Source organism: Streptomyces sp. WAC 06738, from assembly GCF_003945505.1.
In the GTDB taxonomy this organism is placed as follows: Bacteria; Actinomycetota; Actinomycetes; order Streptomycetales; family Streptomycetaceae; genus Streptomyces.
Window position 1 is genome coordinate 3,829,635 of the sequence record NZ_CP029618.1, and the last position, 26,053, is coordinate 3,855,687.

24 protein-coding genes and 1 pseudogene are annotated in these 26,053 nt (G+C 73.7%); 18 read left to right on the forward strand and 7 right to left on the reverse strand.

Annotated features, from left to right (window positions below; translation table 11 throughout):
• Position 1: 1 nt before the first annotated feature.
• Positions 2 to 466, reverse strand: coding sequence for a MarR family transcriptional regulator (locus DMB38_RS16535; RefSeq protein WP_240662305.1), 465 nt, complete (start codon positions 464 to 466; stop codon positions 2 to 4).
• A 98-nt stretch (positions 467 to 564) separates the two neighbouring features.
• Here DMB38_RS16535 and DMB38_RS16540 point away from each other — a divergent pair, with 98 nt between their 5' ends.
• A complete protein-coding gene (locus tag DMB38_RS16540) occupies positions 565 to 2,115 on the forward strand; it encodes an amidohydrolase family protein (protein WP_125935842.1) in 1,551 nt (516 codons plus the stop codon).
• 108 nt (positions 2,116 to 2,223) lie between these two features.
• Here DMB38_RS16540 and DMB38_RS16545 read toward each other — a convergent pair whose 3' ends face one another.
• From DMB38_RS16545 to DMB38_RS16555, 3 genes are all read right to left on the reverse strand, one after another.
• Entirely contained in the window at positions 2,224 to 3,549 is a 1,326-nt protein-coding gene (locus tag DMB38_RS16545) for a glutamate decarboxylase (RefSeq protein WP_240662712.1), read from the reverse strand.
• 166 nt (positions 3,550 to 3,715) lie between these two features.
• Entirely contained in the window at positions 3,716 to 4,921 is a 1,206-nt protein-coding gene (locus DMB38_RS16550) for a P1 family peptidase (RefSeq protein WP_125935844.1), read from the reverse strand.
• Positions 4,922 to 5,000: 79 nt separating this feature from the next.
• A complete protein-coding gene (locus tag DMB38_RS16555; RefSeq protein WP_125935845.1) occupies positions 5,001 to 5,741 on the reverse strand; it encodes a hypothetical protein in 741 nt (246 codons plus the stop codon).
• A 228-nt stretch (positions 5,742 to 5,969) separates the two neighbouring features.
• Between DMB38_RS16555 and DMB38_RS16560 the strand changes: the two genes are divergently transcribed.
• The 3 genes and pseudogenes from DMB38_RS16560 (at position 5,970) to DMB38_RS16570 (ending at position 8,057) form a co-directional block, all read left to right on the forward strand.
• The gene (locus DMB38_RS16560; RefSeq protein ID WP_125935846.1) at positions 5,970 to 6,662 is read left to right on the forward strand and encodes a hypothetical protein; all 693 of its coding nucleotides are present in this window, start codon (positions 5,970 to 5,972) and stop codon (positions 6,660 to 6,662) included.
• Positions 6,663 to 6,669: 7 nt separating this feature from the next.
• Positions 6,670 to 6,834 (forward strand): annotated as a pseudogene (locus DMB38_RS16565) (SAM-dependent methyltransferase); the annotation flags it as partial.
• Entirely contained in the window at positions 6,831 to 8,057 is a 1,227-nt protein-coding gene (locus DMB38_RS16570) for a damage-control phosphatase ARMT1 family protein (protein WP_125935848.1), read from the forward strand. The pseudogene DMB38_RS16565 and the gene DMB38_RS16570, both read left to right, overlap by 4 nt.
• 35 nt (positions 8,058 to 8,092) lie before the next feature.
• On the opposite strand, the gene DMB38_RS16575 is transcribed toward DMB38_RS16570, so the two are convergent.
• Positions 8,093 to 9,136, reverse strand: a complete 1,044-nt coding sequence (locus tag DMB38_RS16575; protein ID WP_125935849.1) for an NAD(P)-dependent alcohol dehydrogenase — start codon at positions 9,134 to 9,136, stop codon at positions 8,093 to 8,095.
• 94 nt (positions 9,137 to 9,230) lie between these two features.
• On the opposite strand from DMB38_RS16575, the gene DMB38_RS16580 reads away from it, so the two are divergent.
• Complete coding sequence (locus DMB38_RS16580) at positions 9,231 to 9,827, forward strand: TetR family transcriptional regulator (RefSeq protein ID WP_125935850.1); 597 nt, start codon at positions 9,231 to 9,233, stop codon at positions 9,825 to 9,827.
• Between the two features lie 117 nt (positions 9,828 to 9,944).
• Here the strand turns inward: DMB38_RS16580 and DMB38_RS16585 are convergent, their stop codons facing one another.
• Positions 9,945 to 10,400 (reverse strand): ATP-binding protein, encoded by a 456-nt coding sequence (locus DMB38_RS16585; protein WP_125935851.1) that lies wholly within the window; start codon positions 10,398 to 10,400, stop codon positions 9,945 to 9,947.
• Between the two features lie 133 nt (positions 10,401 to 10,533).
• Between DMB38_RS16585 and DMB38_RS16590 the strand changes: the two genes are divergently transcribed.
• The 9 genes from DMB38_RS16590 to DMB38_RS16630 all read left to right on the forward strand — a co-directional run bounded on the left by DMB38_RS16590 (position 10,534) and on the right by DMB38_RS16630 (position 21,013).
• Positions 10,534 to 11,439: a hypothetical protein gene (locus DMB38_RS16590; RefSeq protein ID WP_125939081.1), complete on the forward strand. Its 906-nt coding sequence runs from the start codon at positions 10,534 to 10,536 to the stop codon at positions 11,437 to 11,439.
• Positions 11,440 to 11,610: 171 nt separating this feature from the next.
• Positions 11,611 to 12,387: a YcnI family protein gene (locus tag DMB38_RS16595; RefSeq protein ID WP_125939082.1), complete on the forward strand. Its 777-nt coding sequence runs from the start codon at positions 11,611 to 11,613 to the stop codon at positions 12,385 to 12,387.
• A 91-nt stretch (positions 12,388 to 12,478) separates the two neighbouring features.
• A complete protein-coding gene (locus DMB38_RS16600; RefSeq protein WP_125935852.1) occupies positions 12,479 to 13,147 on the forward strand; it encodes an SCO family protein in 669 nt (222 codons plus the stop codon).
• Entirely contained in the window at positions 13,144 to 13,656 is a 513-nt protein-coding gene (locus DMB38_RS16605) for a copper chaperone PCu(A)C (RefSeq protein ID WP_125935853.1), read from the forward strand. The genes DMB38_RS16600 and DMB38_RS16605 overlap by 4 nt, the downstream gene beginning before the upstream one ends.
• A gap of 10 nt (positions 13,657 to 13,666) precedes the next feature.
• Positions 13,667 to 15,940, forward strand: coding sequence for a copper resistance protein CopC (locus tag DMB38_RS16610; protein ID WP_125935854.1), 2,274 nt, complete (start codon positions 13,667 to 13,669; stop codon positions 15,938 to 15,940).
• Positions 15,937 to 17,232 carry an iron uptake transporter deferrochelatase/peroxidase subunit gene (gene efeB, locus DMB38_RS16615; RefSeq protein WP_125935855.1) on the forward strand — a complete coding sequence of 432 codons (1,296 nt, stop codon included), beginning with the start codon at positions 15,937 to 15,939 and terminating at the stop codon, positions 17,230 to 17,232. Before DMB38_RS16610 ends, efeB begins: the two co-directional genes overlap by 4 nt.
• Positions 17,233 to 17,463: 231 nt before the next feature.
• Positions 17,464 to 18,399 (forward strand): prephenate dehydratase, encoded by a 936-nt coding sequence (pheA, locus tag DMB38_RS16620; RefSeq protein WP_125935856.1) that lies wholly within the window; start codon positions 17,464 to 17,466, stop codon positions 18,397 to 18,399.
• Positions 18,400 to 18,917: 518 nt separating this feature from the next.
• Entirely contained in the window at positions 18,918 to 20,207 is a 1,290-nt protein-coding gene (gene serS, locus DMB38_RS16625) for a serine--tRNA ligase (protein ID WP_125935857.1), read from the forward strand.
• Positions 20,204 to 21,013: an HAD family hydrolase gene (locus DMB38_RS16630; protein WP_125935858.1), complete on the forward strand. Its 810-nt coding sequence runs from the start codon at positions 20,204 to 20,206 to the stop codon at positions 21,011 to 21,013. The genes serS and DMB38_RS16630 overlap by 4 nt, the downstream gene beginning before the upstream one ends.
• Before the next feature lie 51 nt (positions 21,014 to 21,064).
• Here DMB38_RS16630 and DMB38_RS16635 read toward each other — a convergent pair whose 3' ends face one another.
• A complete protein-coding gene (locus tag DMB38_RS16635) occupies positions 21,065 to 21,820 on the reverse strand; it encodes a sulfite exporter TauE/SafE family protein (RefSeq protein ID WP_125935859.1) in 756 nt (251 codons plus the stop codon).
• Positions 21,821 to 21,995: 175 nt separating this feature from the next.
• Between DMB38_RS16635 and DMB38_RS16640 the strand changes: the two genes are divergently transcribed.
• From DMB38_RS16640 to DMB38_RS16655, 4 genes are all read left to right on the forward strand, one after another.
• Positions 21,996 to 22,898, forward strand: a complete 903-nt coding sequence (locus tag DMB38_RS16640; protein ID WP_125935860.1) for a LysR family transcriptional regulator — start codon at positions 21,996 to 21,998, stop codon at positions 22,896 to 22,898.
• Positions 22,899 to 23,006: 108 nt separating this feature from the next.
• The gene (locus DMB38_RS16645; protein WP_125935861.1) at positions 23,007 to 23,615 is read left to right on the forward strand and encodes a LysE family translocator; all 609 of its coding nucleotides are present in this window, start codon (positions 23,007 to 23,009) and stop codon (positions 23,613 to 23,615) included.
• A gap of 59 nt (positions 23,616 to 23,674) precedes the next feature.
• Complete coding sequence (locus DMB38_RS16650; RefSeq protein ID WP_125939083.1) at positions 23,675 to 24,361, forward strand: phenylalanine--tRNA ligase beta subunit-related protein; 687 nt, start codon at positions 23,675 to 23,677, stop codon at positions 24,359 to 24,361.
• A gap of 117 nt (positions 24,362 to 24,478) precedes the next feature.
• The gene (locus tag DMB38_RS16655; protein WP_125935862.1) at positions 24,479 to 26,029 is read left to right on the forward strand and encodes a PLP-dependent aminotransferase family protein; all 1,551 of its coding nucleotides are present in this window, start codon (positions 24,479 to 24,481) and stop codon (positions 26,027 to 26,029) included.
• The last annotated feature ends 24 nt before the right edge of the window (positions 26,030 to 26,053 follow it).

The following is a 26,053-nucleotide window of genomic DNA, read 5'->3' on the forward strand; positions in this document are numbered from 1 at the left end:
CTCACGGCGCCGGCGGCTCGTCCTCCTCCAGGTGGGCGAGGATCGTGCCCGCGAGTTCCGCGAACCGATCGAGCTCCTCCGCCGTGAGCCGGTCCACGAACAGCCGCCGGACCTCCCGCGCGTGCCCCGGCGCCGCCTCCCGCAGGGCGGTGAGGCCCTTCTCCGTGATCACCGCGTACATCCCGCGGGAGCCGCACCGCTCCCGGGCGACCAGCCCGCGCGTCCCCATCCGGGTGAGCTGGTGGTGCAGCCGGCTCTTCTCCCAGCCGGCCGCCCGGCCGAGTTCGTACGCGCGCAGCCGCCGCGCCGGCGCCTCGGAGAGCAGCGCGAGCACGGTGTAGTCGGCGCTGGACAGGCCGCTGCCGGCCTGGAGTTGCTGTTCGAGCCTGGTCCTGAGCAGCTCCAGCATCCGGAAGGACGTCCTCCAGGCGCGGAGTTCGCGGGCGGTCAGCGGCTGCGGTGCCATGGCGCCATCCTACGCCGAGTTGACGAATCAACTCGGCGGGCTAGGCTTCGAGGTGACACATCAACTCGATGGGTCGATCGCCGTCGAAGGGATTCCCCGTGACCAGTCGTCACGCGCGCCGTACGTTCCTCAGGGCCTCGACCGCCGCCGCCACCGCGGGCGCCGCCCTGACCGCGGCCGGCCTCCCCGCCCGGACCGCCGCCGCCACGCACGCCCGCGATCAGGCGCCGCCCCGGGGCCGCCGGTACGTCATCCGCGGCGGGGCGGTCATGTCCATGGACCGGAACGTCGGCGACTTCGAGGCCGCCGACGTCCTGGTCGAGGGGAAGAAGATCATCGCCGTCGGGCCCCGCATCGAGGCCGGCGGCGCCGAGGTGATCGACGCCCGCGGGCGCATCGTCATGCCCGGCTTCGTCGACACCCACCACCACCAGTTCGAGACCGCCCTGCGCGCGTTCCTCCCCAACGGGCTGCTGATCGACGACGGATCGGGCTCGCCCAGCGCCGACCCCTCGTACATGGAGTACGTCCTGGAGCGCTTCGCGCCCGCGTACCGGCCGCAGGACGTCTACGTCAACTCGCTGGCCGCCGGCCTGTCCCAACTGGACGCCGGCGTCACCACCGTGCTCGACGTCTCCCAGATCCACCACTCCCCCGAACACAGCGACGCAGCCGTCCAGGCGCTCGCCGACACCGGGCGCCGCGCCGCGTTCGGCTTCTTCGAGGGCGACGGCCGCGCCGGGGCCCGCTACCCGGAGGACGCGTACCGCATCAGGGACGAGTGGTTCTCCTCCGGCGACCAACTGCTCACCATGGTCATGGGCGGGGAGATCCACCAGCCCGAGCCCGTCTACACCCGCGCCTGGCGCATCGCCCGCGAACTCGGCCTGCCCATCGCCGCGCACGCCGTCTCCAGCGCCGGCCACCGGCCGGTCATCGACGACCTCGCCCGCGGCACCGGCGGCGCGGACGGCGATCTCGGCCTCGGCCCCGACGTCATGTTCATCCACATGACCGGCATGTCCGAGTTCGCCTGGCGGCGTGCCCGCGACGCCGGCGTGGGCGTCTCGGTCGCGTTCCCGATCGAGATGGCCATGCGGCACGGCAAGCCGCCCATCCTCACGATGCAGAAGCTCGGTATGGAGCCCTCGCTCAGCTCCGACGTCGAGACGACCATGGCCGCCGACCCCTTCACACTGATGCGCTCCGCGATGACCATGCAGCGGATGGTCGTCAACCAGATGGTCCTCGAACAGGGCGACTTCACCCCGCCCGACGCCTATCCCGTCCCGGCCCCGGGCACCCCGCCGCTGCTGACCGTCCGGGACGTCCTGCGGTACGCGACCCTCAACGGCGCCCGGCACCTGGGGCTGGACCGCAGGACCGGCACCCTGACGCCCGGCAAGGAAGCCGACATCGTCCTGCTGGACGCCACCGCCCTCAACGTCGCCCCGCTCACCAACGTGCCCGGCGCCGTCGTCTCCCTCATGGACCGCACCAACGTCGAGACCGTGATCGTCGCCGGCCGCATCCGCAAGTGGCGCGGCCGGCTGCTCGGCACCCGCCCCGACGGCCTGCGCCGCGACCTCGAAGCCTCCCGCGACCACCTCTTCGACGCGGCGGGCGTCCGCCGGGACCTCTTCGCCTGACCGCACGCCGGGCGCCCACCGGGGGGTCCGTCACGCACGGCACCCACCGGCCGCCTGCCCGGCGTCCGCCCGGCGGGCGGACGCCGGGCAGGCGGCCCGCCGCGCCGCTCAGTGGTGGAAGCCCGGCTGCTGCGGCGCCGGTGTCCCGGCCCCGTCCTTCAGCCGGTCGAGCGCCTCCCGTACGTCCGCCGCCAGCAGCTCGATCTTGTCGTGGCTGATCCCGTGCCTGATCAGCACCCGCTGGATGACCGTCTCCTGCCGCCGCGGCGGCAGCGGGTACGCCGGCACCTGCCAGCCACGCAGCCGCAGTTGCTCCGTCACGTCGTACAGCGTGAAGCCCGCGCCCGCCGGGTCCGTCAGCGTCCACGACACCGCCGGCAGCGCGCCGCGCCCGTCGTACAGCAGCGTGAACGGGCCCATGCCGGCGATCTGCTCGCCCAGCCACTCGGCGCTGCCGGCCGCCGCCCGGTAGATGCGGCGGTAGCCCGCGCGGCCCAGCCGCAGCAGGTTGTAGTACTGCGCGACGACCTCGCCGCCGGGCCGGGAGAAGTTCAGCGCGAACGTCGGCATGTCGCCACCGAGGTAGCTGACGCGGAAGATCAGGTCCTCGGGCAGCAGGTCGGCGGAGCGCCAGATCGCCCAGCCGACGCCGAGGGGCGCCATGCCGTACTTGTGGCCGGAGGAGTTGATGGACGCCACCCGCTCCACCCGGAAGTCCCACTCCAGCTCGGGGCGGAGGAACGGGGCGACGAAGCCGCCGCTGGCGGCGTCCACGTGCACGGGCACGTCCAGGCCCGTGTCGGCCTGGATCGCGTCGAGTTCGGCGGCGATCTCCTTGACGGGCTCGTAGTCGCAGGTGTAAGTGACGCCGAGGATGGCGACGACGCCGATGGTGTTCTCGTCGACGTACTCGCGGAGTTGATGCGGGCGCAGCCCGGTGGCGTCCGGCTCCAGCGGCACCTGGCGCAGCTCGACGTCGAAGTAGCGGGCGAACTTCTCCCAGCACACCTGCACGGGACCGCACACCAGGTTCGGCCGGTCGGCGGGCTTGCCCTCGGCCTTCCGGCGCATGCGCCAGCGCCACTTGAGCGCCAGGCCGCCGAGCATCGCGGCCTCGCTGGAGCCGGTGGTCGAGCAGCCCATGGTCGTCTCGCCGTGCGGGGAGTGCCACAGGTCGGCGAGGATGTGCACGCAGCGGTTCTCGATGTCCGCGGTCTGCGGGTACTCGTCCTTGTCGACCATGTTCTTGCCGATGCACTCGTCCATGAGGCTGTGCACCTCGTCCTCGGCCCAGGTGGTGCAGAACGTCGCCAGGTTCTGCGCGGCGTTGCCGTCGAGGGCCAGCTCGTCGCGGATGAGCGCGTTGACGGCGCGCGGGTCGGAGACCTCCTCGGGCATGAAGTACTTGGGCAGCGCGTGCTCGCTGATGGGCATCGCGTAGACGTCGTCGTACGGTCCGGCGTCGCCGCGCTCGGTCTGGTGCAGGGCCACGGTGCGGCTCCTCTCGCCTCGGCGCACCCATCGTGGGCACCGCGGGCGGCGGGGCACGGACCGACACGCCGCCCGCGGCCCCCCGGGGGCCCGGCGCGGCATCCGCGTGTCAGTCCGTACGCGCCCCGCGCAGCCCGGCGAGGGCCGCGAGCGGGAACGCGGGCACGTGGTGCCCGTCGCGCCCGGTCATGGGCCCGGCGGCGGTCAGCACGTTGAGCACGGCCTCCTCGACGGCTTCGACGACGGCCGTGTGGAAGGGGTCGACGCGGCCCCAGGGTATGAAGCGCAGCGTCTCGTACGGAGCGTCGTCACCGGCGCCGCCGGCGTCCCCGTCCGCGGCGGGGCGCGGTGGGAACGTGCTGGTGAGGGCGGACGGGTTCGCGGTGGAGAAGGCGAGGAAGAGATCGCCGGAGAAGTGGCTGCCGGTGGTGCCCGTACGGGCCAGGCCCAGCGGCACCCGGCGGGCGAGGGCCTTGCACTGCCCGGGCAGCAGCGGCGCGTCGGTGGCGACGACGACGATGACGGACCCGGCCCCGGGCGGCAGGGGCCGCTCGGCGCCCGGCCCGCCGCCCGCGCCCGTACCGCCGCGGCCGCCTCCCCCTTCAGGCGCCGCCTCCGCGGCCTCAGCCTCCGCCGTCTCCGCCGCCTCCACAGCCGCCCGTCCCAGCGGCGTCCCCGCCACGACCAGCTCCCGCCGCGCCCCGAAGTTGGCCTGCACGAAGACGCCGACCGTGTACCGCTCCGCCCCGTACCGCACCACGCGTGAGGCGGTCCCCGAGCCGCCCTTCCACCCGTAGCACCGCATCCCCGTGCCGCCCCCGACGCCGCCCTCCGCGACCGGCCCGCCCGCCGCCGCGTCGATCGCCGCGCCCGCGTGCGCCGGGGTGACGTGCGCCCCGTGGATGTCGTGCAGGTAGCCGTCCCATGTCTCGGTGACCACCGGCAGCAGCCACTCCGGCGCGATGTCCCTGCGGTGCCTGCGCACCCACTCGACCACGCCGCGGTGCACCGGCCCGACCGCGTACGTGTTGGTGAGGAGCACCGGCACCGCCAGCGCGCCACTCTCCTCCAGCCACGCCGTGCCGGTCATCTCGCCGTTGCCGTTCAGCGAGTGCCACCCCGCCGCGCACGGCGTCCCGACGCCGTCGCGCCCGCGCGGCAGCAGCGCCGTGACCCCGGTCCTCACGTCGTCGCCCTCGACCAGCGTCACGTACCCGACCTCGACGCCCGGCACGTCCGTGATCGCGTTCCACTCCCCCGGCTCGCCGGTCAGCGGGATGCCGAAATCCCGTGCCCGCCCGCGCTCTTCGCTCATGCGGACCAGTCTCACATCGGGGACTGACATCGCGGTGACGCGCACGCGGACGGGCGGCGGGACCGGCTCGGCCGGGGCGTCAGCCGCCCCAGGGGACGGTCTCGCCGGCCGGCGGGGTCTTGTCCGGGACGGGCTGGTCGAAGGTGAAGTTCGTCGTCTGCGAGTCGCCGTCGCCCTTCGAGGTCGCCCGCACCGGGAACGGCTTGCCCTGGGTGGAGACGGACAGGGTCAGGTCCATCCCGTCGTGCTTGCCCGTGACGTCGATGACGGGCTTGCCGTCGACGGTCGTCTCGCTGCCCTTCTTCAGGGTGGCCGCGGAGGTGGCGTCCCTGAGGGTGTCGCGGTACTCGTTGATGCTGCAGATCCTGGCGAGGTCGGACAGGCCCTGGTCCTGGGCGGTGCCCTGGAGGAACTTGCCCTCCAGCTTCTGCACGTCCTGCGACTGGCCGGCCGGGAGGTTGTTCCGCAGCCAGGCGGCGTTGGCCTTGAGCCACACCTTGTCGGCGTGCCGGATGACCTCCAGGCTGCCGCCGTCGGCGGCGAAGCCGACGGTGCCGACGCAGTTGTTGTCGCGGTCGGCGCTGACGTCGAGGCTGGTCGCGTCGGTGCGGCTGAGCCCGGACCCCGTCCTCTCCGTGGTGACGTGCAGGGACCGGGCGTCGTTGAACGCGGACACGGCCCGGTTGGCTATGTCCGTGGCGCTCTTCTTGGCGACGCCGTTGTCGTCCTGTGCGTGGGCGGTTCCTGCGGTACCGACCAGAGCGGTCGCGCAAAGCGTGGCGCCGAGGGCGCCGAGGGTCGCTTTCCGAGTACGGGGCATCGGAGTTCCTTCCAGGAGGGAACAGCAACGCCAGAATCGTACATTCAGGGCAAATCGCACGCACCGCCGGAGCAGCCGCCGCGGGTACGCCCCCTGCCGGCCCATCCGCGGACACGCCTGGAACCACGCCGATCCGCGGGGGCGCGCGCCGGGAGCCGCCGGGGCGTACGCCGGAGTGAACGGGGCGCACTGCTCGTTCAGAGGGGTGTCCGGCGGTAGAACGGAGTAATGAGCCGCGCCCTGGCCCCCACCGTGGCGGCCGCGACAGCCGTGGTGACCCTGTTATCAGGCTGTACGGAGGCATCGCACCGCTGCGACGACCGTCCCGAGCCCTCCGACGTCAGCGGCCACCGGCGCCCCGTCGCGATCCGCCCCGGCGGCGGCATCCCCGCCCTGACCACCGCCGCCGCCGCGCGGGCCGTACCGGCGGCGGGCCCCGGCGCGACCGGCACCGACCGGCTCCTCGTCCGCCTGCAGCGCGAGACGCTCCTCATGGCCGACGACCTCCGCCCCGTCCGCCCGGGCCGCTGCACCGGCACCCTCCCGGCGCGCGCCGGAGCCACCACCCGCTGCACCGTCTTCTACGCGGACGTGGAGGTGACCTGGAAGGTGGAGCGCACCGGCACCCAGCGCGGCACCCGCCCCCGCTACGCCACCACACCCCTCACCGGCGTCCACACCGCCAGAGCCGTCTACGCCGCCTACGCCCGCCACGTGGCCCGCAGCGACGCCGACGGCCCCCTGGCCCCCCGCGACCCGCGCTGCGACCGCCTCCCGGACGTCTTCACCGCACCACCGGGCGAGGACACCGGCTACTTCTGCCAGGACATCCTCTGGTCATGCCGCAGCGGCGACTTCGACTTCACCTGGAACGACCTCCCCGTCCGCACGGACGACCACGGCAAGGTGACCTTCGAGTAGTCCCGCGCCTCCGGTGTCGATCACCGCCCGGAGCCGGGAGGAGGTCACGCGGTTCTTCGGCAGACTGGAGTTGCCGGAGCCGGGGATCGTCTCGTGCTCGCGGTGGCGGCCGGAGGTCAACGCCGAAGAATCAAGCGCATATGAGCGGAAAGCGAAGGCTTGGACACCATGACAGAGACCACTTCCGGCTCCGCGGGCGATGAGGCCGGCCGCGGCACCGGCACGGCTGCCGGAAACGGCGCGCCGGTCCTCCTGAGCAACGAGCCAGGCTCGTTCGCCCGGGGCGTCCTGGCCGAACGCCATCCGGCCCTGATCGAACAGGTACGAGACGCCTTCCCCTACGGCCGCCGCCAGCACGACGCGCTCGACGCCCTGCTGGACGAGATCACCCACGGTGTCGTCGAACCGCTCCCCCGCTCGGAGCACGATCACGCGGCTTGGTCCGCGTGGGGAGAGGGGCACTTCGGGCGATCGTGGTTCGACGTCCCGTTCCTGTGGGCCGAGAGCTACTTCTACCGCAGGCTGCTCGGCGCCGTCGAGTACTTCGGCGCGGGCCCGTGGCAGGGCATCGACCCCTTCGCCCCCTTCAAGCAGGCCGAACTGCGCGATACGGCCGTGGACGACGAACTGCGGGCCCTCGACGCACTCGCCGGCGCCCCCGCCGGCGAGCGGGCCACGGCACTGCTCCACGCCGCGCTCTGGGGCAATCGCGCAGACCTCGGATTCCGCGTGACGGCCGCGGAACCGGCGGCGGGCGACACCGACGGCGGCCTGGTCGCCGACGACAGCGCCGTGCTCTGGCGGCTGCTGCCCGCCGGAGCCCTGGCACCCGTCGCCGTCGTGGCGGACAACGCGGGGCGAGAACTGATCCCGGACCTGGTCCTCGCCGACCACCTCCTCGACCACGGGCACGCCGGGCAGGTCGTGCTCCACGTCAAGCCGACCCCGTACTACGTCTCCGACGCGACGCCCTCGGACGTCGTCGACTGCCTCCGCCGCCTCGCCCAGGCGCCCGGTGAAGCCGGCACGATCGGCGGGCGCTTGTGGAAGGCCATGGCAACCGGGCGCATGGAGGTACGCACCCACCCGTTCTTCTGCGCTCCCCTGCCGTACGAGGAGATGCCCGGGGACCTCCGGAGGGAGTTCGAGGCCGTCTCGCTCACGATCTTCAAGGGCGACCTCAACTACCGCCGTCTCGTGGGCGACCGGAAGTGGCCTGCCACGGTGCCGTTCGCGGAACGCAGCGCCCACTTCCCACGGGCGGTCGCGGCGCTCCGCACCCTGAAGTCCGATGTCGTCGTGGGGCTGGAAGAGGGGACCCTGGAGACTCTCGAACGGTCCGGCGCGGCCTGGCGCACCGACGGTACCCACGCGCTGATCCAGGTCCGCGAGTAGATCCTGGCGCCGACCGGACTCACCGAGGACATATGTCAGTCCAGGTCGGACATGTCGAGTACGAAGCGGTAGCGGACGTCGTTGCGTTCCAGGCGTTCGAGAGCGGTGTTCACCTGGGACGACGGCAGTAGTTCGATGTCTGCGGTGAGGTCGTGTTCGGCGCAGAAGCGCAGCATGGCGGCGGTGGACGGGCGGCCGCCGCTGCCGGCGGAGCTGAGCTTCTTGCGGCCGATGAGCAGGTCGAGGGTGTCCACGGTGACCGGTCCGAGGTGGCCGAGGTGGCTGAGGGTGCCGTCCATGGCGGTCATCCGCAGGTACGGGGCCAGGTCGTGGGGGGCGGAGATGGTGTCGATGACCACGTCGAACCGGTCGCGGACCGTGTCCGTCTGCGTGGAGTCGGTGGAGACGACGAATCCCCGTGCCCCCAGGGCGCGCGCTTCGCCGGCCTTGTCCGGAGTGCGGCTGATGACGGACGTCGTGGCGCCGAGCGCGGTCGCCATCTTGACCGCGAGGTGCCCCAGTCCGCCCAGTCCGGCAACGGCGACGGTGCTGCCCGGGCCCACTCCGAGCGCCTGCAACGGTTCCCAGACGGTGACTCCGGCGCAGAGCAGGGGGGCTGCGGCGGCCGCGTCGAGGCCCGCGGGGAGGTGGTAGGCGAACCGATGGCTCACCACGTACTCGCGGGAGTACCCGCCCAGCGTGGTCGTCCCGTCCTGCCGGTCGGCTCCGCCGTAGGTCAGCGTCGGAAGCTCACGGCAGAAGTTCTCCTGGCCGGCCCGGCACATGCGGCAGATGCCGCACGAGTCGACGATGTTGCCGACTGCCACGGGAGCGCCCGGGGAGAAGCCGGAAACCGCACTGCCGGCCTCGGTGACCACGCCGGTGAACTCATGCCCGGGTACGAGCACACCGTCCGCGTCGCTCTCGTGCGCATGCAGCGCGTGGAGGTCCGTGTGGCAGACGCCGCAGTACTCCACACGTACCGCGATGTCGTCCGGGCGCAGGTCCCGTCGCTCCAGCGCCGTGCGGCGCAGGGTCCGCGTCGCGCTGTCCGCGCGCCATCCGGTCGTAGGGCGCATCACCATCTCCTCAGACAGACTGTTCGGTCTGTTTGACGGTAAGCGCACGGGAGCCGAGAAGCAAACAGACAAGTCGGTCTGTAGGATGCGGAGCATGCCCGAGCAGCCGTCCACTAGCCGCGGAGCCGCGACGTACCAGCGCATCGTCGACGCCGCCACCGAAGAATTCGCCCGGCACGGCATCGCCGGCGCACGCATCGACCGGATCATCGCCGCCGCACGTACCAACAAGGCACAGCTCTACGCCTACTTCGGCAACAAGGACGCGCTCTTCGACGCGATCTTCTTCGCCTCACTGGAGCGGATCACCAATGTCGTCCCCATCGACGCCACGGACCTCGCCGACTGGGCGGTGCGCCTCTACGACGAATACCTCAGCCGCCCGGATCTGATCCGGCTCGCGACCTGGGCGCGCCTGGAGCGGCGCCCGACCGGGAACCTCGTGCCGGACCACGACCGCTATGACGACCACAAACTCCGCGCCATCGCAGAGGCCCAGGCCGCCGGGCGCATCAGGCAGGCAGACCCCTTCGACCTCATGGCCATGGTCATCGCCATGTCCATGGCCTGGTCCCCGGTGAGCAACGTCTACGCCGCCTCCGCCGAGGAGCCCGCGGCCGTGCACGACCAACGGCGCGCCCTCCTCCGAGACTGCGTACACCGCGCCGTGGCCCCGGCCCCGGGAGCCTGAGCACACCACGACGCCTGCGCGCGGCCCGCACACACCCGCGAGTGCAAGCCCCCGGCCTCACCTGCGAGGCGCGCCCTGATCGGACCGAAGGAGCAGGTCAGAGCGGTAGCCTGTCGGTCAGGCCGCCTGGAGTGGGGCGTCCTCGCGCCATTTGAGGATCTTGTCGAAGCTCACCACCGCCCCGCGGCCCGGGCGGTCGCGGATGTCGACGTGGTCGCTCAGCTCCGCGATGAGGAACAGGCCGCGGCCGCCCTCCGCGCCCGTGTCGGTCAGGGGCGGGGAAGGGGCGGGGGAGCCGGGGGCCGGGTCGGGGGTGGCGAAGCCGGGGCCGGAGTCGATGACCTCGATGTGGCAGCGGTCGCCGTCGAAGCAGGCCGTGACGCGGTAGTCCTCGCCGGGGGCCGCGCCGCCGTGTTCGACGGCGTTGGCGCAGGCTTCGGTGAGGGCGAGGGAGAGGTCGAAGGCGACGTCCGGGTCCACCCCGGCCGTCTCCATCGCGCCGACCAGCAGGCGGCGGGCGAGCGGAACGCTGGCCGCCTCCCGGCGCAGTCGCAGGGACCACCACATGCTCATGCGTTCAGCCTCCTGGCCGCCACCCCGACATACGGTACGTATAACCCTTGTGTCGGCACCGTAAGCACGCGAGTTGCGTGAGAACCCTCATTCGGCGGAGGGGTTTCTTCCGCCTTTCGGGGTGGGAGATGTCCTGGCCCGGATCCGGCCGATCGGCGCCCCGGCGGGGTCCGTACGGGCGTGCGGTGAGATGATGGCGCCCGCCATGGCTGCCCCTCCCGCTCCCGCCACCGCGGAGCTGCGCCTTCTGCGGGCCGCGGTCTTCACCGCGGTCTGCGTCGTGCTGTCCGCGGGCGGGCACGTGCTGGCCTCGAACGAGACGGTGCCGCTGTGGACGCTCGGCGTCGCCGCGGCGCTGGTGTTCGCGGTGGCCGTGCCGCTGGCCGGGCGGGAGCGGTCGCTGCCCGGGATCGCGGCGCTGCTGGCGGCGGGGCAGATCGGGCTGCACGGGATCTTCGGACTCGGGCAGCACTGCGCCGTCGGCGCCGCCGCCGGGGGCCACGGCGGTGCGCACGCGGGCGGCTCCGGGGGCGAGGGCGGCAGTGCCGCCGTCGATCTCGCCCGGCGGCTGCTCTGCAACGACGCCGCGATGAACCTCACCGAGGGCCGCGCCCGGGAGATCGTCACCAACGCCGGGCTCGACCCGGACGCCGGCATGGGCAGCGGTACGGGCGCCGCGCACCCCGCGCACGGCGGCGGGATCGGCGAAGGACTCGGCGCCGCGTTCGACCTGTCCACGTACTCCCTGCCGATGGTCCTCGGCCACCTCCTCGCCGCCCTCACCGCCGGGTGGCTGCTGCGCCGCGGCGACGCGGCCCTCACGACCCTGCTGCACCTCGCCACCGGCGCCGGCCTCGCCCCGCTGCGGGCCGCCGTGCGCTACCGGCGGGCCCTCGACGCCGGGTTCGACGGCGCGGGCCGGCCGGCCGCGCGCCCGGGGGCGGCGACCGCGTACGACGAGCGGAGCGCCCGTACCGTACGCGAACTGCAGCACACCGTCGTACGCCGCGGGCCCCCGGCCTTCGCCCTCGCGGCCTGACGCGACGGCACCCCTTCCGGCTTACGGCCCACGCGCCGCACGCCCCCTGCGACACGGGCGAACGCGGGCGCAGGGCCTCGGGTGAGCGGGTGGTCGCGCCGCTGCCGCACGCGCGCCAACCCCCAATCCATCCACACCCACCGGAGTGTGTCAGTCATGAAGTCATCCCGTATGCGGCGAATGTCCGTCAGCACCGCCGTCGCCGCCGGCACCGTCCTCTTCCTCGCCGGGCCGGCCGCCGCGCACGTCAGCGTCGACCCCGGCGAGGCGGAGCAGGGCGGGTACGCCACCGTCAACTTCAAGGTGCCCAACGAGCGCGACAACGCCTCCACGATCAAGCTGGAGGTCACCCTGCCGACCGACCACCCGCTGACGTCCGTCATGCCCGAGCCCGTGCCCGGCTGGGACGTGAAGGTCGAGGAGGCCAAGCTCGACACCCCGATCGAGTCGCACGGCGAGAAGATCACCGAGGCGGTCAGCAAGGTCACGTGGTCCGGCGGGAAGGTCGAGCCGGGGACGTTCCAGCGGTTCCCGGTCTCCATGGGCGCGCTGCCCGAGGACGCCGACCAGTTGGTGTTCAAGGCGGTCCAGACGTACGACAACGACGAGGTCGTCCGCTGGATCGAGGTCCCCGAGGAGGGCGCGGAGGAGCCGGAGAGCCCGGCGCCCGTGCTGGCCCTGACGCCCGCGGAGGACGGCGGCCACGGCGGCGCGGATGACGACGACGCCGACGACGCCGGGAACGGCGACGACGCGGAGCCCGCCGCCGCCGAGGGCGAGGGCACCGACGACAGCGCCGCCGACGACGACGGCTCCTCCGACACCATGGCCCGCACGCTGGGCATCGTCGGCATCGTGCTCGGCGCCGGCGGCGTCGCGTTCGGCGTGCTGTCGCGGCGCGGCGCGGGCAGCGGCGGCGGTGCGGGCGGCTCGTCCGCGGCGCAGTAGGCGCGACCCGCACCCGGCACGTATACGCAAGGGGTGGCCCGGCCGGCAGCACCGGGCGGGCCACCCGCGAGCCCCCGAGGAAACACACAGCATGCGCACAACCCGTACGACCACCGCCTACGCCGCCGCGGCCCTCGCCGCCGCCGCGGCCCTCACCCTCACCGCCTGCGGCTCCGGTTCCGGAGACGACGACGGCGCCAAACCCGCCGTGGAGATCTCCGGCGGCAGCAGCAAACCGGGTGTCGTCCTCGACACCCCGAAGGAGAAACCGGACCTCGTCCTCACCGACACCCAGGGCGAGGAGTACGACCTCGTCGCCGAGACGGCGGGCAAGCCCACCCTCCTCTTCTTCGGCTACACCAACTGCCCCGACGTCTGCCCCACGACGATGAGCGACATCGCCATCGCCAAGCAGAAGCTGCCCCGCGCCGAGCAGGACGAGCTCCAGGTCGTCATGGTCAGCACCGACCCCGAGCGGGACACCCCGAAGCGGATGGGCACGTGGCTCGACGCCCAGGACAAGGACTTCATCGGCCTCACCGGCGACTTCGCCGCGGTGAAGGACGCCGCGCGGAGCGTCGGCGTGCATCTGGAGAAGCCGGTGAAGGAGAAGGACGGCAGCATCACCGTCAGCCACGGCGCGGAGGTGCTGGCGTACTCGCCGAAGGACGACAAGGCGCACGTGCTGTATCTGGCCGGGGTGACGGCCGATCAGTACGCGAAGGACATGCCGAAGCTGGTGAAGGGGCAGAACCCGTGAGGCGCGGGCGCCGGGCATCAGTAGTTACTGCTGCCGCCCTGTCCCTCGCCCTCGGCCTGGCCGCGTGTTCCGGTGACGGCTCCGGTACGCGGACGAAGGCGGGGTCCGGCGACGGCGGCGGTGCCGCAGGACCCGGCTCCGGACCCCGGCTGCGCGCCGAGGCCGGCTTCGTACCGCAGCCGGTGATGAAGGACCTCGCCGCCGGCTATCTGACCGTACGCAACGACGGCGCGGCCGACGACCGGCTCACCGCCGTCAGCACCGACCTCGCCGACGACGTCACCCTGCACACCACGGAAGGCGAGCGGATGCGCGCCGTCGACGGCTTCGACGTGCCCGCGGGCGGCGAGCTGGCCCTCGCCCGCGGCGGCGCCCACCTGATGCTGGAGAAGCTGGATCGCCGACCGGAGGTTGGCGAGAAGGTCTCCTTCGTGCTGCACTTCGCCGAGTCGGAGCCGATCGAGGTCGAGGTGCCGGTGCAGCCGACGACGTACCGCCCCGCGGAGTGAGAGGCGTGTCATGACCCCAACCGGACAGCTCCACGGAGCCCTTCGTGCATCGATCCGCCGGCGGTCGATGCACCGCAGGGGCGCGCATCGCAGGCGTGCGCTCGGGGCGCTGTGCGCCGCGGTCGCCGCCGTGCTGTGCGTCCTCGTGCCCGGCGCCACCCCCGCCGCGGCGCACGCCGCGCTCACCGGTACCGACCCCGCCGAGGGCTCGGTCGTCCAGGAGGCGCCGCAGGCCGTCACCCTCGACTTCTCCGAGGGCGTCCAGTTGGCCGACGACGCCATCCGCGTCCTCGACCCCGACGGCAACGACGTCACCAAGGGCGGCGCCGCCCACGTCGACGGCAACACCAAGACGGCGACGACCGCGCTGCGCCCCGGACTGCCGGACGGCACGTTCACCGTGGTCTGGAAGACCGTGTCCGCCGACAGCCACCCGATCTCCGGCGCCTTCACGTTCTCCGTGGGCAAGCCGTCGAAGACGACGGTGGCGGTCTCCGAGGCGGGCGACGACAACGGCAGCGCCAAGGCGCTGTACGACACCGGGCGCTACATGGCGTACGCGGGCTTCGTGCTGCTCGTCGGCGGCGCCGTGTTCGCGGGCGTGTGCGGCGGGCGCAACCGGGTCGTGCGCCGGGTGGCGACCGGCGGCTGGGCGCTGCTGTTCGCCGCCACCGTGGCACTGCTGCTGCTGCGCGGGCCGTACACGGGCGCGGACTTCGGGCTCGACTCGCTGCGCGACGTGCTGGAGACGCGGCCGGGCACGGCGCTGCTGTCGCGGCTGCTGCTGCTGGGCGCGGCGGCGGTGGTGCTGGCGGTGCTGTTCGGGGTGTACGGGCGCGAGACCGCGCCCGGCGCGAAGGGCGCACGCGCGGAGGCGAAAGCGGACGCGGGCGCGGAGGCGGGCGCAGACGCGGATGCCGGTGAGGGTTCGGGTACGGCTACGGGGCCGGTCGCCGACGAGTCCGCCACCGGGCCGGCCGAGGCCGCCGCGTCCGCCGCCGACGGGGACGACGCCGCGCGCAGCCGCGACCTGGCCATCGGCCTCGGGCTCGGCGGCGGCGTGGTCGCCGTCGGCCTCGCCGCGACGTGGGGCATGGCCGAGCACGCCTCCACCGGCATCCAGCCGTGGCTGGCCGTGCCGATGACGATGCTGCACCTGCTGGCCGTCGCCGTCTGGCTCGGCGGCCTCGCCTCGCTGACGCTCAGCCTGCGCCTCGGGCCGCGGGTCCCGTCGTACGTCATACGCCGGTTCTCGCGGCTGGCGCTGACGTCGGTGTCGGTGCTCGCCGCGACGGGGCTGTACCAGGCGTGGCGCGGGCTGGGGAGCTGGGGCGCGCTGACGGACACCTCGTACGGGCAGTTGCTGCTGGTGAAGCTGGGGCTGGTCGCGGTGCTCATCACCGCGGGCTGGACGTCGCGGCGCTGGACGCACCGGCTGGCGGGTTCGGGGCTCGCGGCGCGCGCGGAGGAGGAGGGCGAGTCGGCGGAGGCGCGGCTCGTGCCCGCCGGCGCCACCGCGGAGGCGGGCGGTACGGGGAGTTCCGGCACGGCGGCGATAGCCTCCGGCGGGGCTTCTGACGGCGTCTCGGCGCCGGCCGAGGGCTCCGGCGCGGGTTCCGGCTCCGGCTCCGTACCGGAGGACGACGCCTCCGGCGACGGGCCGGGCGCGGATGCCGGGGACGGCGGCGACGCCGGGTCCCGCGCGGACGACGACCCCGACCGTGCCGCGCAGCTCGCCCGCCAGCGGGCCGCCGTCGACGCGACCCGCGCGCGCAAGGAGCGCGACTCCGACCCCGTGCGCCGGGGCCTGCGCCAGTCGGTCCTCGTCGAGACCGTCCTCGCCGTCGTGCTGCTCTCCGTCGTGACGCTCCTGACGGGCACCCAGCCCGGCAGGGCGGAGACCGAGCAGGCCGCGGCCGAGTCGGCGCAGCGGCAGCCGGTGGGGCCGGTCAAGGTGAAGATCCCGTACGACACGGGCGGGCAGGGCGGCACCGGGACCGCGGAGATCACCGTGGACCCGGGCCGTACCGGCGACAACCAACTGCACATCTACCTCACGGACGCCAACAACCAGCTCCTCAACGTCCCCGAGGTACGGCTCTCCTTCACCCTGGAGGAGAAGAACGTCGGCCCGCTGGACGTCACGCCCACCCCCGTCGAGAACGGGCACTGGGCCGCCACCGGCGTGCAGCTCCCGATGCCCGGGGAGTGGACGCTCCGTATGACCGTGCGCACCTCGCCCATCGACCAGGTGACAGAAGAGAAGAAGTTGACGATCCCGTGAGTTCGACACGTTCCGCCCGTACCGCACCGGAGTCAGAGACGGCCGAAGCCCCCGGGCACCCGGTCTCCCGCCGCCGCCTCGTCGGCGCGGCGGGGGCCGCCGGGGCGGCGGGGCTCCTCGCCGGCGGCGCCTCCGGCGCGGCCGCCGCCGAGGCGCTGCGGGACGCGCCCCCCGCGCCGCTGACGTCGATCGGCTCGACCGGGGTGCCGTTCCACGGCACGCACCAGGCGGGCATCACCACCCCGCTGCAGGCCGCGGGCCACTTCGCCGCCTTCGACCTGGCCCCGGACGCGGGGCGCAAGGAGGCCGCGGCGCTGCTCAAGCGGTGGTCGGCGACGGCCCGCGAGCTGAGCGAGGGCAAGGGGGCGGCGGGCGCCACCGGCAGCGCGCTGGACGCCGGGCCCGCGGCGCTGACCGTGACGTTCGGCTTCGGGCGCACGTTCTTCGACCGCACGGGACTGACCGGCCGGCGTCCTGACGGGCTCGCCCCGCTGCCGCCGTTCTCCGCCGACGCGCTGGACGGGCGGCGCAGCGACGGCGACCTGTGGCTGCAGATCGGCGCGGACGACGCCCTGGTGGCGTTCGACGCGCTGCGCACGCTCCAGCGCCGGGCGGGCGACGCGGCGGTGCTGCGCTGGCAGATGAGCGGCTTCAACCGCACCCCCGGGGCCACCGACAGACCGCGTACGGCACGCAACCTGATGGGGCAGGTCGACGGCACCAACAACCCGAAGCCCGAGGACCCGGACTTCGACGAGCACGTCTTCGTGCCCGCGTCCGCGGGCGGCGGGCAGGAGTGGCTGGCGGGCGGCTCGTACGCCGTGTTCCGCCGGATCCGGATGCTGCTCGACACCTGGGACCACCTGTCGCTGGAGCGGCAGGAGCGCGTCATCGGGCGCCGCAAGTCGGACGGTGCCCCGCTGTCGGGCGGGGAGGAGACGACGCCTGTCGACATGAACAGACAACTCGCGGACGGCTCCCTCGCCATCGCGGGGGACGCGCACGTACGGGTGGCGGCGCCGGAGTCGAACGGCGGGGCGACGATGCTGCGCCGCTCGTTCTCGTACCACGACGGCTATCTGGACACCAAGGACGGACCGGTGCCCGACGCCGGGCTGCTCTTCGTCGCCTGGCAGGCGGATCCGCTGAAGGGGTTCGTGCCGGTGCAGCGCAAGCTCGACCGGGGCGACGGGCTGTCGCGCTTCCTGCGGCACGAGGCGAGCGGGCTGTTCGCGGTGCCGGGCGGGGCGGCGGAGGGCGAGTACGTGGGGCAGCGGCTGCTGGAGGGCTGAGCGGGGCCGGTAAGGGGCGTACGGCAGGGGGCGCCCGCTCCTTACGGGCAGCGCCCGGTCCGTACGGGCAGCGCCCGGTCCGTACGGGCAGCGCCCGGTCCGTACGGCATGGGCCGCCGGCTTCCGCGCCGGGCCCGCTCCATGATCGTCCGTTCCCCGGACCGGCGCCCGGCGCCCCGCGCCCGTGGGTACGCTGGCCGTCTCGCCGACCGCCCACGAGGAGCCGCCCCCATGTCCGCCAGCCGCTTCACCTATCTCGGCCCCGAGGGCACCTTCACCGAGGCCGCGCTGCGCACCCTCCCGGAGGCGGCGACGCGCGAGCTGGTGCCGATGGTCTCGGTGCCGGCGGTGCTGGACTCGGTGCGCGGCGGGGGTGCCGCGGGGGCGCTGGTGCCGATCGAGAACTCCGTGGAGGGCGGCGTGACCGCCACGCTCGACGAGCTGGCGCTCGGCGAGCCGCTGATGATCTACCGCGAGGTGCTGCTGCCGATCGCGTTCGCACTGCTGGTGCGGCCCGGGACGAAGCTGGCGGACATCAAGACGGTCACCGGGCACCCGGTGGCGCAGCCGCAGGTGCGGCGCTGGCTGGCGGGGCATCTGCCGGACGCGGTCTGGGAGTCGTCGGCGTCGAACGCGGACGGCGCGCGGCAGGTGCAGGAGGGGCGGGTGGACGGGGCGTTCGCGGGCGAGTTCGCGGCGTCGGTGTACGGGCTGGAGCCGCTGGTCTCCGACATCCACGACGCGGAGAACGCGGAGACCCGGTTCGTCCTCGTCGGCCGCCCGGCGCGGCCGGCGGCGCCGACGGGCGCGGACAAGACGTCGGTCGTGATCTGGCTCGGCGACGACCACCCGGGCGCGCTGATGGAGCTGCTCCAGGAGTACGCGGTGCGCGGCGTCAACCTGCTGCGCATCGAGTCGCGCCCGACGGGCGAGGGCATCGGGCGGTACTGCTTCTCGGTGGACTGCGAGGGGCACATCACCGACCGCCGGGTGGGCGAGGCGATGATGGGGCTGAAGCGGATCTGCCCGCAGGTGCGGTTCCTCGGTTCGTACCCGCGCGCGGGGCTGTCGCCGGCGGACGTGCAGCCGCTGCGGGCGGGGACGTCGGACACGGCCTTCGTGGAGGCGTCCGACTGGCTGACGCGGTGTCTGGACGGCCGGGCCTGACCTGGGGTCTGTGCACAGTTCGCAAAGTTATCCACAGGCTGCCGGTGTCGGCTGTGCATAACTCCGGAGCCCGGACGGGCAATGTCGACAAATCTGTCTAGTGACTGATTTCCGGCGTCCAACTGCTCAGATGGTTACTCGTCACGGCAATTCCCTTGATCCACTCTAAGGCGGTAGGCAATTCCGCTCCAAAGGGTGTGTAGCCGGGGACGTATCGGGGAATTCCTGCGCCAGCACCGGCCCGGCGGAACGATCTTCCCCTACTTCCACAGGGCACCTCCCCCGCCTGTGGATAACTTGGGGGATCCCCGGCCACCTGTGGAAAAGGATTCCTCAACTGCCGTGCACACCGCGGGCGCACGTTGCCTTTATGTCCTAATTGCACCTTCCCGCACCTTTTCTCCATGCGCCGGGAGGCGTCGGCTGCGAAACTGGCTATTCACCGCAAAGCGCCGAGAAATCCACAGGGGTGGAAATCGGCGTCGAGCCGGTCCGCGTACCCCGGTAACCTGGCTCGCGTGATTGACCTTCGCCTGCTCCGTGAGGACCCCGACCGAGTGCGCGCGTCGCAGCGCGCCCGTGGAGAGGACGTCGCCCTCGTCGACGCGCTGCTCTCCGCCGACGAGCGGCGCAGGTCGTCCAGTACGCGCTTCGACGAGCTGCGGGCCGAGCAGAAGCAGCTCGGCAAGCTGATCCCGCGCGCGCAGGGCGAGGAGAAGCAGGAGCTGCTGCGGCGCACCGGCGAGCTGTCCGCCGCCGTCAAGGCCGCCGACGCCGCGCAGGACGAGGCCGCGGCCGAGACGCAGGCCCTGCTGCTGCGCCTGTCGAACGTGGTGCATCCCGACGTGCCCGTGGGCGGCGAGGACGACTTCGCGCTGCTGGAGACCGTCGGCACCCCGCGCGACTTCGCCGCCGAGGGCTTCGAGCCGCGCGACCATCTGGAGCTGGGCCGCATCCTCGGCGCCATCGACACCGAGCGGGCCGCGAAGGTCTCCGGCTCGCGGTTCTACTACCTGACGGGCGTCGGCGCCCTGCTGGAGCTGGCGCTGGTCAACGCGGCGATCGCCCAGGCCACCGCCGCCGGCTTCACCCCGATGCTCACGCCCGCGCTGGTCAAGCCGCGCGCCATGGAGGGCACGGGCTTCCTCGGCCAGGCCGCCGAGGACGTGTACTACCTGGAGCGCGACGACTTCTACCTCGTCGGCACCTCGGAGGTCACGCTCGCGGCGTACCACATGGACGAGATCATCGAGGCCGACCGGCTGCCCCTGCGCTACGCGGGGTTCTCGCCCTGCTTCCGCCGCGAGGCCGGCTCGCACGGCAAGGACACCCGCGGCATCATCCGGGTGCACCAGTTCGACAAGGTCGAGATGTTCTCGTACGTGGCCCCGGAGGACGCGGAGGCGGAGCACGCGCGGCTGCTCGACTGGGAGAAGCAGTGGCTGTCGGCGCTCGGCCTGGCATACCGGGTGATCGACGTGGCCTCGGGTGACCTGGGCGCGTCGGCGGCGCGGAAGTACGACTGCGAGGCGTGGATCCCGACGCAGGGCAAGTACCGGGAGCTGACGTCGACGTCGAACTGCGGGGAGTTCCAGGCGCGGCGGCTGTCGGTGCGGATGCGCGACGGGCAGGGCCAGAAGAAGGCGGCCCGCCCGCTGGCGACGCTGAACGGGACGCTGTGCGCGGTGCCGCGGACGATCGTGGCGCTCCTGGAGACGCACCAGCAGCCGGACGGCTCGGTGGTGGTGCCGGAGGTGCTGCGGCCGTACCTGGGCGGGCGCGAGCTGCTGGAGCCGGTCGCGAAATGAGCGACGCGCTTCCGTACCGGCTCGTCGCCACCGACCTCGACGGCACGCTGCTGCGCAGCGACGAGACGGTCTCGCCGCGCACGCGCGCGGCGATCGAGGCGGCCTGCGCCCGGGGCGCCGCGCACATCGTCGTCACCGGCCGCGCCGTGGCCTGGACCCGGCACATACTGGACGGGCTGGGCTACGAGGGCCTGGCCGTCTGCGGCCAGGGCGCCCAGGTGTACGACGCGGGCGCGCACCGGCTGCTGACCTCCGTGACCCTCGACCGGCGCCTCGCCGCCGACGCGGTGGCGAAGCTGGAGGCCGAGGTCGGCGAGGTCGCGGTGGCCGCCAGCGCGGACGGGCTCGCGGGCGAGGTGCTCTTCGGCCCCGGCTTCCGCGCGGTGGCCCGGGAGGACCTGCCGGTCCGCCGGGTCGCGGACCGCGCCGAGCTGTGGGCCCAGCCGATCGGCAAGCTCTACATCCAGCACCCGGAGCTGGACGACGACGCGCTGACGGCCGCGGCCCGCGACACGGTCGGCGGCCTTGTCGAGGTGGTGCTGGCCGGCGCCGACACCGTCGAGATGCTGCCCCACGGGCTGAACAAGGCCACGGGCCTGTCGCTCGCGGCCCGCCGCCTCGGGGTGAAGGGGGCGGAGACGATCGCCTTCGGGGACATGCCCAACGACATACCGATGTTCCGCTGGGCCGGCCACGGGGTGGCGATGGCCGGAGCCCACCCGGAGCTGCTCGCGGTGGCGGACGAGGTGACGGGGTCGAACGACGAGGACGGCATCGCGACGGTGCTGGACCGGCTCTTCGGCTAGGGCGTACCGGCTGGGCTTCGCCCCGGTGGCCTCCGGGCGGCGGCCCCGGCGTCAGCGGATGATCATCGTGAGGGCGGCGGTGGTCCCGACGGTGACGATGATCGTGCGCATCAGGGCCGGGGTGAGCTTGCGGCCCAGGTGGGCGCCGAGGAAGCCGCCGAGCGTGGAGCCGATGGCGATGATGCCGGCCGCCGTCCAGTCCACGTCGGTGACGATGATGAAGACGATCGACGCGACCGCGTTGACGAGGGCGGCGAGGACGTTCTTGACGGCGTTGAGGCGCTGGAGGTCGTCGCGGACGAAGGTGCCGAAGAGGCCCATGAGGATGACGCCCTGGGCGGCCCCGAAGTAGCCGCCGTAGACGCCCGTACCGAGGACGCCGAACCACATCGGGGTGCCGCCGTCCTTGTCGTCGTCCTCGGGGCGTTCCGCGAGCCGGCGGCTGAGGACGGGCTGGAGGAGGACCAGGGCACAGGCCGTGAGGATCAGCACGGGGACCACGGCCTGGAACGCCTCGGCGGGCAGTTGCAGCAGCAGCAGCGCGCCGGCCAGGCCGCCGGCGAGGGAGGCGGTGCCGAAGCGCAGTATGCGGCGGCGCTGGCCGCGCAGCTCGCGCCGGTAGCCGTAGACGGCGCCGACGACGCCGGGGACGAGGCCGACGGTGTTGGAGACGTTCGCGAGGACCGGCGGGTAGCCGAGGGCGAGGAGCGTCGGGAAGGTGATCAGGGTGCCGGAGCCGACGACCGCGTTCATGCCGCCGGCGGCGAGTCCGGCGCCGGCGAGCGCGACGGCTTCGAGCGGTTCCACGGCGGCGTCCTCGTTCCGTTGGGTCGGCTCCGGCGGGATGCTCCCGGCGGGGTGCGGGGCGGTGCCCGTTCCGGATGGTGCGTACAGCGAAGATCGTGGTCATCGTGGGCGCGGCGGTCCCTCCAAGTCAATCCTCGGGTGTTCTTGCACGTCCCCAAGGGCTAGCTTGACGCGCATGACTCTGGACGACCTGCGGGTGTTCGTCGCCGTGTGCCGGGCGGGGAGCCTGAGCGCGGTGGCGCGGGAGCTGGGCTGTACGCAGTCGGCCGTCAGCCAGCACGTCAAGCGGCTGGAGCGGGAGGTCGGCCTCAGCCTCGTGGAGCGGCATCCGCGCGGCGTGGTGCCCACGCACGCCGGGGAGCTGCTGCGCGGCGCCGCCGCCGAGGGCATCGGCGGCGTGGACCACGCGCTGCGGCGGCTGCGCGACCTGGCACGCGGGGACGGCGGCTCGGTGCGGGTGACGACGGGGGCGACGACCGTACGGCACTTCATGTCGGCGGCGGTCGTCGCGTTCCGCGAGCGGTATCCGCAGGTCAGCCTGGAGTTCCAGACGGAGAACTCCAGCCGCGGCTGCGTCGCCGCGCTGGCCGCGGGCGGCGCCGACCTGGCGTGGATCACCATCGCCGCGCCGGTACGGGGCGTGGAGCTGCGGCGCGCGGCGGAGCTGCGGTGGGTGCTGGCCGTACGGGAGGGCGATCCGCTGGCGGAGCGGTCGGCGGTGGGGGCGGCGGACCTGGCGGCGGTGCGGCTCATCGGGCTGCCGGGCAACTCCAGCTCGCGGGCGCACCTGGAGGCGTGGTTCGCGGAGTCGGGGGTGCGGCTGCCGGCGTTCGACACGTCGGTCGCGGACTGGGACACGGCGATCCTCCTGGCGGAGCTGGGGCTCGGCTACGCCGTCGTACCGGAGCTGCCGGGGTGGCGTGACGGGCGGCATCCGGGGGTGCGGCTGGTACCCGTACCGGAGCTGCCGCCGCTGTGGGCGGGGTGGGCGGTGCGGCGGTGGGCGGCGCTGTCGCCGCTGGCCCGGGCGTTCGCGGACATGGTGGCGGCGGGGGTGGAGACCGAAGGGGCGCCGTAATTATGGACTCATGATCTCGGACCTCTTTGGCTCTGCCGGAGAGGCCATCGGTGGGCGAGGCTGGGTGGCGTTCCGCCGTAGCCGCATCGCCACCGCCGGAGGCCCTCCTTGAGCATCGCCTTTCTGCTGACCACGCTCGTCGTGGTCGTCACGCCGGGCACCGGCGTGGTCTACACGCTCGCCGCCGGGCTGTCCCACGGGCGGCGGGCGAGCGTGGTCGCCGCGTTCGCCTGCACGCTCGGCACCGTCCCGCACGTCGTCGCGACCGTCACCGGGCTGGCGGCGCTGCTGCATGCCAGCGCGGTGGCGTTCGAGGTGGTGAAGTACCTGGGGGTCGCGTACCTGCTGTACATGGCGTGGTCGACGCTCCGCGACAAGGAGGCCCTCGTCGTCGAGGACGCCGCGGCCGGGCCGCAGCCGGTGGGGCGGGTGATCGTCTCGGGCGTACTGCTCAACGTGCTCAACCCGAAGCTGACGATGTTCTTCGTCGCGTTCCTGCCGCAGTTCGTGCCCACGGGGCAGGAGGGGTCGGTGGCGGCGATGCTGCGGCTGAGCGCGGTGTTCATGGGGATGACGTTCGCGGTGTTCGTGGCGTACGGGCTGTGCGCGGCGGCCGTACGGGGACACGTGCTGGGGCGGCCGCGGGTGATGGCGGGGATCCGGCGGGTGTTCGCGGTGTCGTTCCTGGGGCTGGGCGCGAAGCTGGCGGTGGCGTGACGATGCGGTTCGGGCATGCGCGGGAGCTGCGGGCGGAGTTTCCGGAGCTGGTGGCGGGGGTGCTGTACGGGGAGTTCGGCGGCGGCGACGCGGCCGGGCCCGGCGGGGGTGCCGCCGGTCCTGCGGCGGGTGCGGAGCTGGAGGCGCGGATCGCGGCGTACACGGCCGTCGCGCGGGAGCGGCTGGCGGCGGGCACGGAGGGGGAGTTCCCGGAGGTACGGGCCTGGCGGCGGACGTACACCCGGCTGGGACTGCGGCCGACGCAGTACCGGTGCGCATCGGAGTCGCTGCTGCGGCGGCTGCGGCGGGAGGGGTCGCTGCCGCGGATCCACCCGGTGGTGGACCTCTGCAACGCGGCCTCCGTGGCGTATGCGATTCCGGTCGCCGTGCTGGACGTCGACCGGATCGCGGAGCCGTGGCTGGAGGTGCGCCGGGCGCGGGGCGACGAGACGTACACGACGTTCGGGGGCGGGAGCGAGCATCCGGCGGCGGGGGAGGTGACGTTCGCCGACTCGGCGGGGCGGGCGCACGCGCGGCGCTGGACGAACCGCCAGAGCGGGTATTCGGCGGTCGGCGAGGCGACGCGCCGGGTGCTGGTGGTGGCCGAGGGCATGCACGAGACGGCCGCGGCGGATGTGGCGAAGCTGACCGATGCGGTTGAGGGGGAGCTGGAGCGGCTGTGGGGCGTGGCGCCGAAGGCGGCGCTGCTGACGGCGGCGGAGCCGGAGTTCGTGTTCGGGGAGTGAGCCGCGGGGTGGGCACGGGGTGAGTGCGGCGTGCGGCGCCGGCTGGAGAACGCCGTCTGAGCTGGGGCAACGGGCTTCGGCGGGGCCGTTGTCAGTGGCCCGTGCCACGATGGCTCCATGAACGGGGTGGAGAAAGGGACCTCCGAGAGGTCCAAAGCGTCCGGGTCGGATTTCCTGCAGCTCGACGTCGGGGACGCACCGACGGGCGGGATGGCGGACTGGCTGGCGTGGCGGCTGCGGGAGGCGATCGCGGACGGCCGGCTGGCGGTGGGCGGCCGGCTGCCGCCGACGCGGGTGCTGGCGGCGGAGCTGCGGGTGTCGCGCGGGGTGGTCACGGAGGCGTACCGGCGGCTGACGGAGGACGGGCACGTCGAGGGGCGGCGGCGCGGGGGCACGGTGGTGGTCGCGGCCCCGGTGGACGCCGGTCCCGGCCCCCGGGCGGCCGGGCAGGAGCAGCCGGCCGTGATGTTTCCCACCGCGCCCGGACCCGAGGCGTTCGAAGTCCTCCGCGCCGCCCCGGCGTCGATCGACCTCACCCCCGGGCTGCCGGACCTCGCCGCGTTCCCGCGCGCCGCGTGGCTGCGCGCCGAGCGGGCCGTCCTCGGCGAGCTCTCCGCCGCCGACCTTGGCTACGGCAACCCGCACGGCACCCCCGCGCTGCGCCGGGCCGTCGCCGGCTGGCTCGCCCGGAACCGGGGCATCCGCGCCGATCCCGACGACGTCGTCATCGTCGCCGGCACCGCCCAGGCGCTCACCCTGCTCCACCCGGTGCTGCGCGCCGACGGCGTGGGCGCGGTGGCGGTGGAGGACCCCGGTTCGCTCGGCACGCGCCAGCATCTGGAGAACGGCGGGCTGGACATCGTCCCGGTGCCGGTCGACGCCGACGGCATACGTGTCGACGCGCTGCGCGCCACCGGCGCGCGTGCGGTGCTCCTCACCCCGGCGCACCAGTTCCCGACCGGGGCGGTGCTCAGCGGCGAGCGCCGCCGCGAGCTGCTGCGCTGGGCGGAGGACGGCGGCGGGCTCGTGCTCGAGGACGACTACGACGCCGAGCACCGCTACGACCGGCCGCCGGTGCCCGCGCTGCGGGCGATGCTCGCGGAGCGCGTCTGCTACATGGGCAGCGTGTCGAAGCTGCTGGCGCCTGCGCTGCGGGTGGGCTGGGTGGTGCCGCCGCCGGGGTACCGGGACGCGCTGGTGAACGCCAAGCGCTTCACCGACCTGGGCAACGCGGTGCTGCCGCAGCTCGTGCTGGCGCGGCTGATGGAGTCGGGGGAGCTGGAGCGGCACCTGCGGCTGCTCCGGGGCCGCCACCGGCGGCGGCGGGACGCGATGATAGCGGCGATCGCGGAGCATCTGCCGGGCGCGGTGGTGCACGGGGCGGCGGCCGGGCTCCATCTGACGGTGACGTTCGACGGGGCGGGCGGGCAGACGGCGGCGGAAGCGGTCGGCGCGGGGCCGGCGGGGAGAGCCGATGCGGGGTTGACGGGGGTGACCGATACGGAGCTGGCCGCGGCGGCGCTCAGTTGCGGCGTCAAGGTGCAGCCCCTCTCCTGGCACCGCCTCAGGACCGGCCCGCCCGGCCTGGTCCTCGGCTACGCGGCGAGCCATCCCGACGCCGTGACCGAGGGGGTGCGGCTGCTGGGGCGGGCACTGCGGGGGAGGTAGCCGGGCCGGTCAACGGCGGGGATA

Bases quoted from the DNA above. Each gene is read 5' to 3' on its own strand.
- DMB38_RS16535 (WP_240662305.1), bottom strand. From the start codon at position 466: ATGGCACCGCAGCCGCTGACCGCCCGCGAACTCCGCGCCTGGAGGACG.
- DMB38_RS16545 (WP_240662712.1), bottom strand. From the start codon at position 3,549: ATGCCCATCAGCGAGCACGCGCTGCCCAAGTACTTCATGCCCGAGGAG.
- DMB38_RS16550 (WP_125935844.1), bottom strand. From the start codon at position 4,921: ATGAGCGAAGAGCGCGGGCGGGCACGGGATTTCGGCATCCCGCTGACC.
- DMB38_RS16555 (WP_125935845.1), bottom strand. From the start codon at position 5,741: ATGCCCCGTACTCGGAAAGCGACCCTCGGCGCCCTCGGCGCCACGCTT.
- DMB38_RS16560 (WP_125935846.1), top strand. From the start codon at position 5,970: ATGAGCCGCGCCCTGGCCCCCACCGTGGCGGCCGCGACAGCCGTGGTG.
- DMB38_RS16570 (WP_125935848.1), top strand. From the start codon at position 6,831: ATGACAGAGACCACTTCCGGCTCCGCGGGCGATGAGGCCGGCCGCGGC.
- DMB38_RS16575 (WP_125935849.1), bottom strand. From the start codon at position 9,136: ATGCGCCCTACGACCGGATGGCGCGCGGACAGCGCGACGCGGACCCTG.
- DMB38_RS16580 (WP_125935850.1), top strand. From the start codon at position 9,231: ATGCCCGAGCAGCCGTCCACTAGCCGCGGAGCCGCGACGTACCAGCGC.
- DMB38_RS16585 (WP_125935851.1), bottom strand. From the start codon at position 10,400: ATGAGCATGTGGTGGTCCCTGCGACTGCGCCGGGAGGCGGCCAGCGTT.
- DMB38_RS16595 (WP_125939082.1), top strand. From the start codon at position 11,611: ATGCGGCGAATGTCCGTCAGCACCGCCGTCGCCGCCGGCACCGTCCTC.
- DMB38_RS16600 (WP_125935852.1), top strand. From the start codon at position 12,479: ATGCGCACAACCCGTACGACCACCGCCTACGCCGCCGCGGCCCTCGCC.
- DMB38_RS16610 (WP_125935854.1), top strand. From the start codon at position 13,667: ATGACCCCAACCGGACAGCTCCACGGAGCCCTTCGTGCATCGATCCGC.
- pheA (WP_125935856.1), top strand. From the start codon at position 17,464: ATGTCCGCCAGCCGCTTCACCTATCTCGGCCCCGAGGGCACCTTCACC.
- DMB38_RS16630 (WP_125935858.1), top strand. From the start codon at position 20,204: ATGAGCGACGCGCTTCCGTACCGGCTCGTCGCCACCGACCTCGACGGC.
- DMB38_RS16640 (WP_125935860.1), top strand. From the start codon at position 21,996: ATGACTCTGGACGACCTGCGGGTGTTCGTCGCCGTGTGCCGGGCGGGG.
- DMB38_RS16655 (WP_125935862.1), top strand. From the start codon at position 24,479: ATGAACGGGGTGGAGAAAGGGACCTCCGAGAGGTCCAAAGCGTCCGGG.